The sequence below is a fragment of the Vibrio sp. OPT24 genome (assembly GCF_015163545.1).
GTDB lineage: Bacteria > Pseudomonadota > Gammaproteobacteria > Enterobacterales > Vibrionaceae > Vibrio > Vibrio cyclitrophicus.
Map to the genome: position 1 here is coordinate 32,037 of NZ_JADDYI010000015.1, position 14,634 is coordinate 46,670.

At 42.9% G+C, this 14,634-nt stretch carries 8 protein-coding genes; all 8 read left to right on the forward strand.

Annotated features, from left to right (window positions below):
• Positions 1 to 2: 2 nt before the first annotated feature.
• The gene (locus IQO02_RS03785; protein ID WP_016798617.1) at positions 3 to 4,952 is read left to right on the forward strand and encodes a DUF6701 domain-containing protein; all 4,950 of its coding nucleotides are present in this window, start codon (positions 3 to 5) and stop codon (positions 4,950 to 4,952) included.
• A 150-nt stretch (positions 4,953 to 5,102) separates the two neighbouring features.
• A complete protein-coding gene (locus IQO02_RS03790) occupies positions 5,103 to 6,146 on the forward strand; it encodes a rod shape-determining protein (protein WP_010434366.1) in 1,044 nt (347 codons plus the stop codon).
• 94 nt (positions 6,147 to 6,240) lie between these two features.
• Positions 6,241 to 7,128, forward strand: coding sequence for a rod shape-determining protein MreC (gene mreC / locus IQO02_RS03795; protein ID WP_010434369.1), 888 nt, complete (start codon positions 6,241 to 6,243; stop codon positions 7,126 to 7,128).
• Positions 7,118 to 7,606 (forward strand): rod shape-determining protein MreD, encoded by a 489-nt coding sequence (mreD, locus tag IQO02_RS03800; RefSeq protein ID WP_010434372.1) that lies wholly within the window; start codon positions 7,118 to 7,120, stop codon positions 7,604 to 7,606. The genes mreC and mreD overlap by 11 nt, the downstream gene beginning before the upstream one ends.
• Before the next feature lie 7 nt (positions 7,607 to 7,613).
• Positions 7,614 to 8,300, forward strand: coding sequence for a Maf family protein (locus IQO02_RS03805; protein WP_016789720.1), 687 nt, complete (start codon positions 7,614 to 7,616; stop codon positions 8,298 to 8,300).
• Between the two features lie 20 nt (positions 8,301 to 8,320).
• Positions 8,321 to 9,790, forward strand: a complete 1,470-nt coding sequence (rng, locus tag IQO02_RS03810; RefSeq protein WP_010434379.1) for a ribonuclease G — start codon at positions 8,321 to 8,323, stop codon at positions 9,788 to 9,790.
• A 10-nt stretch (positions 9,791 to 9,800) separates the two neighbouring features.
• Entirely contained in the window at positions 9,801 to 13,673 is a 3,873-nt protein-coding gene (locus tag IQO02_RS03815) for a YhdP family protein (RefSeq protein WP_065099492.1), read from the forward strand.
• Positions 13,674 to 13,810: 137 nt separating this feature from the next.
• Positions 13,811 to 14,623 (forward strand): carbon-nitrogen hydrolase family protein, encoded by an 813-nt coding sequence (locus IQO02_RS03820; protein ID WP_010434386.1) that lies wholly within the window; start codon positions 13,811 to 13,813, stop codon positions 14,621 to 14,623.
• The last annotated feature ends 11 nt before the right edge of the window (positions 14,624 to 14,634 follow it).

The following is a 14,634-nucleotide window of genomic DNA, read 5'->3' on the forward strand; positions in this document are numbered from 1 at the left end:
TTATGGTTGTGGGTGAAAGCAAGAATCTTGGACTCAAGTTAAGAATTGGTTTACTAGTCATTCTTTTTTTTATGACTTCTTCTGCATACTCAATCCCTTATGATCTGAATAACTCCGATGATTTCGGACAATTATGTACTGGTAATCATTCAACCTCTAACAACCCTAGAGTGTATCTATGTGAAGGTCAGTTTAAAGCTGATAATGCAGTTGTTTCTCTAGATGGCGGTTCTGTAATTAATGCTTATAGTGGCTACGATATAAAATCTACGACCATAGAACCAACATCGGGTTATGTTGAATTGCAATCAAATAATTGGGGGGGCGATACGAATCTTGACTCAGTCGTACTTAAAGGTTCTATTTATGTTCCCTATGCAATATCTATAAAAAACTCCAATATTGAAAAATACGTAAAAAACACAACCTATCATAATATCAGTATTTATAGCAGTGTGATTGGTGAATATGTTGATGCAGGAACTACTATAACTATCGATGGTTCAGATGTCATTGGTTACGTATCTAATCGGAATAATAATGATATTTCAGTGTTAAATGATTCTGAAATAGGAGGTTATATTGATGGTGGTACAACGATAACTATTGATGACTCTGAAGTTTCCGGTAATGTTGTTAATCGTAGTGATAATAATATTTATGTACTAAATGATTCCGAAATAGGAGGTTATATTGATGGTGGCACAACAATAACCATTGATGATTCAGAAGTCACTGGTAATGTCATTAACCGAAGTAATAACGAAATATTCGTATTAAATGACTCTGAAATAGGTGGAGATGTTGCTGCTCAAGGTAAGTTAAATATCTTTGATTCAGAGATTGATGGCAATATTAGTAGTGCTAACCATAACATTGAGCTTGATAACGGTGCAGAGGTTCATGGCAATGCTACTGCGGCAAATAATAACTGGGCGACAATACATTTTAATGATTATGACGATAGTGATAGAAGTGTAGTTCATGGCACCTGTCTCTATAGAACAGAACCTGAAGACGCCTGTGGTGCGATAGAACCGCCTATCAACCAAAATCCACAATTTGAATTTGGGACCTTAACCAAAGACAGTTGTCGCATTATCGAATCTGGTACTAACGATGATGCAGATAGACAAAGAGTGTCTTGCACATTGGAATTCGACAAAACTTACACTACGGTTCCTTTGGTGTTTGTTATGCCTACCATTGATGCCAGTCTATCAGTTTTGAGCGCGAGAACGACAGAGTTACCCTCAACAGCTTCTGTTATTGGAACAAGTTTGACCTCTGCAACTGTAGTACAAGAGATTGCACCGAGCGCTAAACGTAATACCAGTAATACGACATACCTTGATGCCCCAATGTTGAGTGATGAAGATTTAAATTCACTTAATATCGATTATTTCGTTATTCAAGAAGGGGTGATTTCTCTTGGGAACGGAAAAGGACGAATTGTCGCGGGCTTAGTGGAAACAAATACTGCAGCTTCACAAATTAGTAGTGAAAGAAATAATGCTGACCTTATTAAATTTGAAGATTTTGGTCTAAGTACTTTCTCAAATATTCCAGGTGTGCTTGTTCAACCGCAAACCAAAAATAATAGCTCAGCTTGGTTTACGGGTATGGCAAGAGGTGTGAATACCGAACGCTTTTATTTAGCCCTTGAAAAATCTGAAGTCATCAACAATAACGACATTAGTGAACCAGAGAAAGTCGCTTTTGTCGCTGGTGAAGGTTCAGGCATTACTCAAGGTGCTCGCTTCTTTTTAGGAAATGGAGAGACTCGAGTCACTACCACGCTTAATGAAAAAGTCATTTCCCCAATAGAAATTGGTTGTGAGGAATCAACCAGTATTTCCGAAGCTAATTTTGATGCCCCACCAATCCTAATTGCAAATAAAAACTCAAGAAGTGGTAATAATGGTGGTTGGGTTCGTCGTTGTCATGTTACTGAAGATGAAGTTTATTTTATTGTTGAAGAAGACATGGATAAGGACAGCGAACGCTCACATATAGCAGAGGATGTTGGCTTTTTTATGTTTGATCGACCAAACGAACTTGGTATTTGTGATGGTTTTAATAACAAAAGTCCAGTCCAAACTTGGATACGAACCGATGGAACTATCGGAGCATTCGAAGCTTATAATTCATCTCGCGTTATTGGTTCTTTTAAAGATGGAAACCGGAGGTATCTCGGCTTTGATGATGACTGGATGACTGATGGTACAAATTGGTCAACCGGGGGGGCTTGTGATGGTTTAGAGTGTGGCGGCTTAGAAGACTTGATGGTACCTAAAGAACTGCTAGAGGATATGCCTGATAACCTAACTGTTTCTGTCAATGTTAATGCGGGGGATACGCTAACCTTACCTTTGACTGACAGCGACGGCCAACCAATTTACGAATACCAAACCTTGAATGTTGGTGGAATAGTAACGATAGAAGCAGGTAAGTATAAAATAGGGTCCATCAATGTCTGGGAAGATGGTGAGGTACAAGTCAAGAGCGGTGACTCCGTTACGATTTTCACCAATAAACTCCAGCTTAATAACCGAGCGTTTTTTGGTGTACCTATTGATAGCAGGGTCGTTGATAAACCAACTCTAGAGGCCGATACTTATTTGCGTGTCAATGTATTGGAATCGAATTCCAATAGTGTGAATATCAATAGCAATAGTTCAACGAAGCCAAGCACATTTGTCGGCTTATTGTATAGTGAACAACCTGTAAGAATTAGTAATGACGCCAGAATTTATGGCGGGGTTGCTGCTGAGAGTGTTCATATGTCAGGTCAATCACTTATTTCTGCGGCAACATCTTGTATGTTACCAAGCGATGATTACGAGATAGAGATATCTCCCGCGACGGACTTAGCTTTGATGTGTGGCGACGATTCCCCTCAATTTACTATTAATACCTCTAACAATGGTGTGGGGGAAAGCCTAGGTGTTACCGTAGGTATTACGCCTGACGCTGATGAATTCGATGTTTCTTTGCTAAAAGGTTCAGGTGCTTACCCGAATTATGTTTCTAATAATGATGGCGAGTTGACAATACAAGTCACAGCCAAAAGTACGAGCAGCATTGATTTTGATACAAGTTATAAGCTAACCGCGATATTAGTCGAGGATTCTGACAAAGAGGTAGAAAGCCAGTTCAAGTTCGTACCATTTAAATTTTCTTTAGTGGATGGTGATAGTCCAACAAATCGCCTTGACGTTATTGCGGGGCAAGCTACTCCTACGGTAACTAAAGTTTTAGCCTGTGACCTAGGTGACTCTATTGTAGTTGCCGAAAACTATGTAGGAGAAGCCGAGAAGCAAGTAACCATTACTCATGAGCTGGATAATTCTTGGAATGGCTCTGATGGAACGTTAACTTACTTACCTGAATTCAAAAAAGGCAGCGCTGCAACTGACTTAACTATCTCTGAGTCAGGGCTTTTCAACGTCACTTTAAAAGATAGCAGTTTTGATTGTACTGGTTTCGCTGGTTGTCCTGATGATGGGAGTTACGATTTAGAAGGGAACTTTTCTATTTATTCTCGCCCGTGGCAATTTGCGATCTGTACGGATAATAACTCTGATGGTAACAGCAGTAGTGGGGCAGCGTTTGTTGCCGCCGGTGAGGCGTTTGATGTGTACGCTCGTCCAATAAAATATACTAACTCATCTTCTGTTTGTAGCGATGATAACTTGTTGACGAACAATTACTTTAAGTCGACAGCAAGCGTGGAAGTTACAACGACTTTAGATACACCTCTAATTACGGCTTATCCTGACGCTAATTTAGGTGATTTAACCCCTGAAACTCAGCTAATTAAACAAATTTCATCGAATGATCAGTCTAACAAAGGCTATAAATTTGAAAGTTTAAAATACTCAGAGGTGGGTAGTTTTAACTTTGTTGCAACTGAAACTGGCAGCTTCTACGGGAGTATCCTTGGCGGCTTTTCTGGAAGTAAGTCTATTGGCCGCTTTTACCCTAAATACTTCATACAAGGCTCCCCAGAATGGAATGTCGCTAACCAAAATGATATTGCATACCTAAGTCAACCTTATGATTCTACAGTTCACCAAGTGTATCCAATGGCATCAGGTGAGAACGATACGGATAATGCGCTCAATAACTACAGGTTCTTCAGCTCAGATCTGCAAGCTAGTTTTGGTATTTTGGATGATGCCAGTATAGATAATGGTTTCTTGTTAGATACGGAGGCTGGCACTTGGTCTACTACTCGTTATCATTGGTTGCTGAATGACAATGCAGCTGAACTTCAACGAGTTACGGACTCAGATGATGTTAGCCGCAGAGATGCTCCGTTTAATACGTCAGATGCCAACTCTACTGCTACAAACTTTGGTTTAACGATTGAAGGAACAGATCCTGTGTCATTTACTGATTCTGATACTTTAACAAACTCAGCGGCGTTTCCTGTTCAACCTCCTGCTCGTTATGGCCGAATGGCGCTAGATGATATTGGTGGCAATTCCGATACTACTCTAACTATTCCACTTCGTGCTGAGTTCTGGGATGGGAGCGAATTTGTTGTTAACGATGATGATAATCGCAGTACCTTCAATGGCTCAAATACTTGTAAACAAGTTATTTGGCATAGTGAAGGGGTGACAACAACATTAGCTTCACTGAGCGGTAGTAGAAGTGTTGATGATGGAGAGGAAGAAGTCACTGCAAATCAAAATACGCCTTCAGGGACTGACGCACCACGTGAACAAGTTCGCCTGTGGTTAAGAATGGATGATTCAGCACCAACCGCTAAAACGGGTGAAAACCCCATTACATGTTTAGGTAGTGATCAAGAACAGCCATGGTTGCGCTATAACTGGAGACAGCTAGGCGATGAAGATCCCTCAACCGTCGTCACATTTGGCATCTACCGCGGTAACGATCGTGTGATCTACCGAGGGGAAAGTGGCTTAACAGGTCAGTAATAATATAATTTTTGCCCCTTAAGTTAGGAATCTGTAAGAAATTGCGGGTTTCAGTCCATGTTTATACTTCAATGCCTTGCCGTGACAGCAAGGCATTGGTACATTTAGTGCAATTTTTGTCTTCTAATTCTTGCAGGATGAGCGAAGAATATGTTTAAAAAACTTCGTGGCATGTTTTCAAACGACCTATCGATTGATTTAGGTACTGCCAATACCCTTATATATGTAAAAGGCCAAGGCATTGTTCTTGATGAGCCTTCAGTTGTCGCTATTCGCCAAGATCGTACAGGGTCTGCAAAGAGTGTCGCTGCTGTTGGTCATGCTGCTAAGCAAATGCTTGGTCGTACGCCAGGTAACATTTCAGCGATCCGTCCAATGAAAGACGGCGTAATTGCCGACTTTTACGTAACGGAAAAAATGCTTCAGCACTTTATTAAGCAAGTGCATGACAACAGTGTTCTTAAACCAAGCCCTCGTGTCTTGGTTTGCGTTCCTTGTGGTTCAACACAGGTTGAGCGTCGTGCCATCCGTGAATCAGCGCTAGGCGCTGGTGCTCGTGAGGTTTACCTAATCGATGAGCCAATGGCTGCGGCGATTGGTGCTGGCCTGCGCGTTTCTGAGCCAACAGGTTCAATGGTGGTTGATATCGGTGGTGGTACTACTGAAGTTGCGGTTATCTCATTAAATGGTGTGGTTTACTCTTCTTCTGTTCGTATTGGTGGTGACCGTTTTGATGAAGCTATCATCAACTACGTTCGTCGTAACTACGGTAGCTTGATTGGTGAAGCAACGGCAGAAAAGATCAAACACGAAATCGGCTCAGCCTACCCTGGCGATGAAGTACAAGAGATCGAAGTACGTGGCCGTAACTTAGCGGAAGGCGTGCCTCGTAGTTTTAGCCTGAACTCAAACGAAATTCTTGAAGCGCTTCAAGAGCCGCTATCAGGTATCGTATCTGCTGTCATGGTTGCACTAGAACAATGTCCGCCAGAGCTTGCTTCTGATATATCAGAGAACGGTATGGTGCTGACTGGTGGTGGTGCACTGCTTAAAGACCTTGATCGTCTGCTAACGGAAGAAACAGGTATCCCTGTTGTTGTTGCAGAAGAGCCACTAACGTGTGTTGCTCTAGGTGGCGGTAAAGCCCTAGAGATGATCGACATGCACGGCGGCGACCTGTTCAGCGAAGAATAATATCTAGTGTTAGGCTCTTTTATTATCTAGTTTTATGTAAAGAGCCTAGGACCTTGTCTATAGGATCAAATGTAGCTCTAGGACCAAATATAGAATGAAGCCAATTTTTGGTAGAGGTCCCTCTCTACAATTGCGCCTGTTTTTTGCTGTAATTTTATCAGCCAGCCTTATGCTGGCTGATAGTCGTTTAGATGCTTTCTCAAATGTCCGCTATCTATTGAACAGCATGGTTGCCCCAATTCAATACGCAGCCAACTTACCTCGCACTATGTTCGATGGTGTCTACGACCGTTTTAGTACTCGTAAAGGACTAATCGAATCCAACCATAATATTAAACGAGAAGTCTTGCGTCTAAAAAGCGAGCTGATTCTGCTTGAGCAATACCAAGAAGAAAACAAGCGCCTTCGTAAGCTATTAGGATCTCCGTTTATCCGTGATGAAAAGAAAGTCGTCACAGAAGTTATGGCGGTAGATACTTCACCCTATCGTCATCAAGTTGTGATCGATAAAGGTCAGATTGATGGGGTGTATGAAGGTCAACCGGTGATCAACGAAAAAGGCATTGTCGGCCAAGTGACTTTTGTCGCTGCTCACAATAGCCGTGTCCTGTTATTGACTGACGCAAACAATGCGATTCCTGTTCAAGTCATTCGTAATGATATTCGAGTGATCGCTTCCGGTAATGGCATGATTGATGAGATTCAACTAGAACACATTCCAACCAGTACTGATATTCAAGAAGAAGACTTGTTGGTGACATCGGGTTTAGGCGGGGTTTATCCGGAAGGTTACCCTGTGGCTTATGTTTCTTCAGTCGACTATGACCCGAAACGTGAATTTGCGGTTATTAAAGCAGAGCCTGTGGTTGAGTTTGATAAGCTCAGGTACTTATTGCTTGTTTGGCCTGATGAAAACAAACAGATGCAAGCGGATCAAATCAGCATTAAACAAGTATTGTTAGAGGGTGAAGATGGCCAATAGCGTTTTAAGAAGCAAAGTAGTAATTGGTTGCTCATTTTTGATCGCGCTTATTCTGCAAACCATTCCTTGGCCTGGTAGCTTAGATCTATTTCGACCGTCATGGTTGTTACTGGTGACGTGTTATTGGGTTCTTGCTCTGCCACACCGTGTTAACGTGGGTAGTGCGTTGATTTTGGGCCTACTGTGGGACCTATTGATTGGTTCAACATTGGGTATTCGTGGAATGATGATGGCAATAGTGATGTACATTATTGCGCTTAACTTCCTCGTGATACGTAATATGGCGCTATGGCAACAAGCCATGATCATTGCGGCGTTGACGGTATTGTTTGAAGTGTTGATCTTCTTTGGTGAATATTTGATCCAAGATGTCGTTTTCAATCCATTATCGTTATGGAGCGCATTGATAAACTGTATACTTTGGCCTTGGATGTTTTTATTAATGAGACGTGTGCGTCGCCATTGGCATGTGAGGTAGTATGACGATGGAAAAGAAACATTTAGTTTTGGCATCCGGTTCTCCACGCCGCAAAGAATTGCTATCGCAACTTGGTTATGAGTTTTCTGTCCTCGTAACCGATGTTGAAGAGTGTAAACATGCCCAAGAAACCGCCGAAGAATATGTTAAGCGACTATCTTTAGATAAAGCCTTAGCAGCGTTGTCTTTATTGAAAGATAACCCTTCTGAAAAGCAGAATGTCATTTCTAGTTCTGATACTGTAGATCCTAGTTTTGATAATGCAGCTGTTGGCTCTGAGATCGTCGATCTTAGCTCTGAAGCTGTTTCTCTTGATTCTGAAACAGTGGTTCTTGGTTCTGACACAGTTGTCGTTAGCCAAGGGCAAGTGCTCGAGAAGCCCACTAATTTTGCCGACTCTAAGCGCATGCTTACTCAGTTAGCGAATGATCGTCACCAAGTGATGACGGCTGTTTCTGTGGTGTCGGAAGAAAAACAAAGAACAGAAATCATTATTACCGACGTATGGTTTAAACCCCTCAGTGAAAAAGAAATAGAACAATACTGGCAAACAGGGGAGCCATGCGATAAAGCCGGTAGCTATGGAATCCAAGGTTTGGGCGGACGCTTTGTTACCCGAATCGAAGGTAGTTATTACGCCGTTGTCGGCTTACCTTTATTTGAAACGGACCAGCTACTGCAAGAATTCTTATAATTACTAATCTGAGGTGCACCATGAGTGCTGAATTGTTGCTGAACGTGACCCCGAGTGAAACTCGTGTGGCCATGATTGAAGGGGGGGCTCTTCAAGAGATCCATGTCGAACGAGATGCTCGACGCGGTATCGTAGGAAATATCTATAAAGGACGTGTAAGCCGTGTACTTCCGGGAATGCAGGCGGCTTTTGTGGATATAGGCCTTGAAAAAGCAGCTTTTTTGCACGCCTCTGATATTGTTCCACACACTGAATGTGTTGCTGAAAACGAAAAGAAGCAATTTCAGGTTCGTGATATTTCAGAGCTTGTCCGTCAAGGACAAGACATTGTGGTTCAAGTCGTCAAAGATCCTCTTGGTACCAAAGGTGCCCGCTTAACCACTGATATTACTTTGCCATCTCGCTATCTGGTCTTTATGCCTGGTGCAAGTCATGTTGGCGTATCTCAGCGAATTGAAAGTGAGTCTGAACGTAATCGTCTTAAAAAAGTCGTGTCTCGTTACTGTGACGAACATGGTGGCTTTATCATCCGTACCGCAGCAGAAGGTGCAGATTCGAATGAGTTGGCTCAAGATGCGGCATTCTTAAAGCGACTATGGCTAAAAGTATTAGAGCGTCGTGGTAAGCACAAAGCTCGTACACGCTTGTACGGTGAGCTGTGCCTAAGCCAACGTATTTTGCGTGACTTCGTTGGTACTGAGTTGAGTAAGATTCAGGTCGATTCTCGTCTAGAGTATGAAAATCTTAAAGAGTTTACTTCTGAGTACGTGCCAGAGCTGACTGACAAGCTTGAGCTGTATGAAGGCGATAAGCCTATCTTTGATATGTACGATACCGAAAACGAAATTCAACGTTCATTGGATCGTAAAGTCGAATTAAAATCTGGTGGATATCTGATTATCGACCAAACGGAAGCGATGACCACTGTCGACATTAACACTGGCGCATTTGTTGGTCGTCGTAATCTAGAAGAAACCATTTTCAATACCAACGTAGAGGCGACTCAAGCGATAGCTCGACAACTGCGTCTGCGTAACTTAGGTGGCATCATCATTATCGACTTTATCGATATGTTGTCTGAGGAACATCGTAAGCGAGTACTAACTTCATTAGAAGCTGCGCTAGACAAAGATCGCGTGAAAACCAATATTAATGGCTTCACACAGCTTGGTTTGGTGGAGATGACTCGTAAACGTACTCGTGAAAGTATTGAGCATATTCTGTGTTCAAGCTGCCCCGCTTGTGAAGGCCGCGGCAGCGTGAAAACAGTCGAAACGGTTTGTTATGAAATACTTCGAGAGATCACGCGCGTGAATCGTGCCTACGACGCCGATAAGTTCGTTGTCTATGCCGCAGCCGCAGTCGCTGAGGCGTTAGAGGGCGATGAATCTCATGCGCTTGCTGAGCTTGAAGTCTTTATTGGTAAACAAGTCAAAATCCAGGCTGAGCCTCTGTACATACAAGAGCAGTTTGATGTTGTTATGATGTAATGGATATTTTGTGAGCTCAAGCGCTACTCTGATTCTTCGTGCATGTTTATGGTTAGTGGTTACTCTCTTAGTAACGCTAGCCATTGCCGTGACTACACTTCGTGTAGCCTTACCTAATTTAAACAAATATCAATCTGAAATTGAGGTTTGGGTAAATCAACATTCCGGTTTTGAATTCTCCATTCAAGATGTGGGCGGTTTTTGGCGCAACACTCACCCTTCTATAGCTTTACAAGGTGTTAAAGCCAGCCTTCCTAACGCAGAAGATGTCACTTTCTCTGTTGAGCGTGTTGAAGTTGAGTTTGACTTGATTCAATCGTTCGTTCAGATGCGTCCGGTTGTGGCCGATCTGGTCATGAACCAAATGTATCTTGATATCCGATCTATTGATCTGTTTGCTGGTCAAAACGGCCAACAGAAACCGAAAAAGTCGAATTCTTCAAAGCGGGTTATACAGGAGCTGGATAATCTACTCCTGAAAACTTTAGTGGATGTGACGGCTAAAGACTCAACCCTTTTATACCGTGCAATCTCTGATGAAGAACGTCAACTCGACATAGAAACTTTAAAATGGCAAAACTCAGGTAAACACCACCTTGCAGAAGGTGTGGTGAGTATTAAAGATGCCAACTTAAACTCCCTGTCAGTGAGTGCTAACTTTGTTGATGGTGGCTCGCTGACCGATATGTCGGGTGAGTTCTATGTGAGCGCGGATAGCATCTCGATAAAACCTTGGTTAACGCGTTACATGCAGGCAGAGTCCGGTGTGGAAACGGGTACGGTGAGCCTTAATAGTTGGTTAACTCTGAAAAACAGTAAGCCAGTGAGCGCTTACGTTGAGGTATTACCTTCTGAACTGACTTGGAATGAAGACGGGCGCCACGATTTGATGATTGAATCTGGCGTGTTTAAACTTTCTCCGTTGGAAAATGGCTGGCAAGTAAATGGTCACTCACTTAACTTAAGAACCGATGACACGCCTTGGCCAGAACTCGATGTTGCATTCAAATGGAACAAAGGTCCGTGGCAACTCAACGTTTCTGAGTTGGATATTGCCACCATTACTCCGCTAATTAAGTTGTTGCCTGATTCCGAGCAATCCACTCAAATGATTAATTCGTTGGCTCCAGGCGGTTTGGTTTCTGATATTCGCGTCTCCATGGATTCAGGCATCGAAAGCTTGCGTTATTCTGCAAGTTTTTCTGATATGGCTATCGAGCAATGGGAGTTAGTTCCAGGCTTTAGCCAAGTGTCAGGCAGTGTTCTTGGTTCAGCATCTGAAGCGAAAGCCAGCTTGCATGTTATTGATGATGTGTTTCCTTATGGCGATGTTTTCCAAGCCCCTCTAAATATCAAACAAGGTCAGGTTGACATTGTTTGGCAGCAGGATGAAAACGGCTGGAAGCTTTGGTCGGATAAAATCACGGCAGCAACGCCAGATTTACAAGTTCTCGGCGCATTTCGTTTAGATTTTCCAAATGACGCAAGCCCTTATCTTTCTTTTTATGGTGAAGCGGACGCTTACAATGTTGGTGAAACCTGGCGTTATTTACCGACATTGGCACTTGGCCAAGATTTAACTGATTACCTTTCCACGGCGATTCAAGCCGGTAAAGCCGACACCGTTAAATTACTTTGGCATGGTGAATTAGCTCAATATCCGTATACCAATCATGATGGTATTTTCCAAGTTTGGGTTGGGTTAGAAAACGCGAAATTTAGTTTTGATACCGGCTGGCCTTTGATTACCGATCTTCAGCTTGATCTGTTATTTGAAAATGATGCGATGCACTTGGATTCTCGCTCAGCTCAATTAATGGATGTCACTGCAGATCGTATTACGGGGCGTATTCCTTATTTAGGTCAAGGCGGCCATATTGAAATTGAAGCGAAAGCAACCGCGTCTGGCAATGCGGTACGTGATTACATGACAGCTTCTCCACTCGTCGATTCAGTCGGGGCTGCCTTAACGGCGCTTCAAGTGAGTGGCGATGTGTCATCCGAGTTTCAGCTTAATATTCCGTTTGATTCTGAAAAGGAAGCAAGAGCGTGGGGCTATGCTGATCTCAATGGTAACCATGTCGAGATTGAAGCTCCGCCGATGGTACTTGAAAACACCACTGGACGTATTGAGTTTGATAATGATGTAGTGACGGCGAATGGCCTTGCTGCAGATTTACTTAAACAGGGTATCTCTCTTGATTTCAAAGGCTTGAATGATGGCCCGGGCTACGCGGTTGATATCGATGTTCTAGGCGATTGGGATGTTAAACCTCTAGAGCCTTACATTGGTGAACAGTGGCTAAGCCGTTTGTCTGGCCATGCTCAGTGGCAAAGCCAAATTGATATTCAGCTTAACGATATCGGTTTTAGTTACCAATTGGATTTGCAGTCAGATCTTAAGTATTTGGCCAGTGATTATCCATATCCATTGGCGAAAAAGTCATTAGAAAGTGGCTCTGCAAGGTTACAAGCCTCGGGCAACCAAGAAGCGATTACTGCACGTTTACAGCTCCCTAGTACCAAATATCAGGCTGAAATTGATATCACAGGTGATGTTCCTCAGTTAACGGCGACCAATTTAGTGCTTGGTCGAGGAGGTTACAAAATTAGCCCTGTCGTTGGCCATCATGCATTAATTCGTACTGATAAGTTCAATGCTGATGATTGGTTATCGGTCGTGATGGAGCCTGTGAAGCCTTCAAACGCCGTGCTCAGTCAAATGAATACTCCAACAATTCCTGCGCCAAGCCGTGTTACGTTCGAGAGTAAGGAGCTAATTTTAGGTGGCATTCCTTGGAATGATGTCGACTTTAGTGCTCGTAAAAACAAACAAGCATGGCAAATGGAAGTCTCTAGCCAAGAGATCGAAGGAGATATTAATTATCTGCCTCCTTACGATTTAACGGTTTCATTAGATCGTTTACATTTGTTTGTTCCAGAGTGGAGCGATCAGAAAAACCAAGAGCAACTGCTACAACGTAAAGCGCAAGAAGCACCGTTGATCTCTGATTTGGATCGAGAGATCCACGATGCGATGCCGAACCTGAAGTTAACTTTGAACGACTTTTGGCTACAAGGTTACAAGGTTGGCAAGGTTGATGTTGAAGTGGCTAGGAACGAAGATCGGATAGAGTGGAATAAGATCCAGGTTCGAAGTGGTGGCAATAAAGCCGATATCAGCGGTTGGTGGGAACTGAATGGTGACAAGAGTCATTCATCGTTGGCTGTTGATGTAGAAGGTGAAAACAACAGTGAATTGATGGAACGATTCGGTATTACTTCAGGAATTCAAAAAGCACCATTCGCGTTGGAAGGTCAACTAAATTGGGATGGTTCGCCTTGGGGGATTAAAATGGATACCCTTGATGGCAACGTTAAAACCAAGTTTGGTAAAGGTATTATCTCGGATGTGAGCGGTGCGGCTCGTTTACTTGGCCTGTTTAGCCTAGATTCGATCATCCGCAAGATGCAGCTCGATTTCTCAGACGTGTTTGATAAAGGCATGGCGTTCAACAGCATCACAGGAACGGGTAAGATTCAAAATGGTATCTTTCTGACTAATGACTTAAACATGGATGCCGTTGCTGGTGAGATGAAGATCAAAGGTATCGCTAATCTTAATACCCGACAGGTGGATGCGGAAGTTAATTTTACCCCAGATATTACCTCTGGCATTCCTGTATTAACGGCCTTTGCGGTAACCCCTCAAACGGCGCTGTACGTATTAGCGGTGACTACGGTTATTTCTCCAGTTGTTGAAGTTTTTACCCAAGTTAATTATTCGGTAAAAGGACCATTGGATTCACCAACGGTGAGTGAGCTTTCTCGTAGCTCTGGTGAGTTTCAGTTACCCGAAAAGCTTAGGAAATTAGCTCAATAGTCGTGAATGCTTGAATAGCTCATACTCGAACAGGTCAATAGACAAATGAGCTAATACTTGAGTTGGTCAATACACTTGCTGATTAACATACGATAAACGCTGTTTTCTGAATCATAATGAATGGAGGAACTATACACATGGATTGTGTTGGGTTGATTCAAATGACATCAGGTCCTAGTCCTGAGTTAAACTTTGATTATCTTGTTCAAGAAGTAGAAAAGTGCAAAGCACTAGGGGCTAAGTGGGTAGTTTGCCCTGAAAATGCATTAGTTTTTGGCAGTAAAGCCGACTATCACCAGTATGCAGAGCCCTTAAATGATGGCCCGTTGCAGAAGAAAGTGTCTGAATTAGCTTCGTTTCATCAAATCTGGATTATTGTCGGTAGCATGCCGATAAGCACGATTGAAGGCGTGACTACAACAACATTGGTGATTGACGACTTTGGCTGCTTAGTTGCACATTACGATAAGTTACATATGTTTGATGTTGACGTGGCCGATGCGCACAAATGCTATCGAGAGTCCGATATTTTCACTCCGGGTGATCGCGTTGTGACGACGGAAACGCCTTTTGGTCGCTTAGGTTTGAGTATTTGTTATGATGTGCGCTTTCCGCACTTGTATTCAGAGCTACGCAAGCAAGGTGCGCAGATCATTATCGTACCGGCGGCGTTTACAGCAGTGACTGGTCAAGCGCATTGGGAAGCCTTATTAAGGTGTCGTGCGATCGAAACACAATCTTGGATTGTCGCGGTAGGACAAGGAGGTAAGCATCCTTGTCAAAGAGAAACATGGGGACACTCAATGGTGGTTGATCCATGGGGACGAGTGGTCGCACAATTAGACCAAGAGCCTAAAAGTATGGTGGTCGAAATAGACATATCCAGTTGTGAGTCAATTAGGCAAAATATGCCGATAACGCAACATTCTCGATTCACCAATCAATTTTAATTACAAATAAG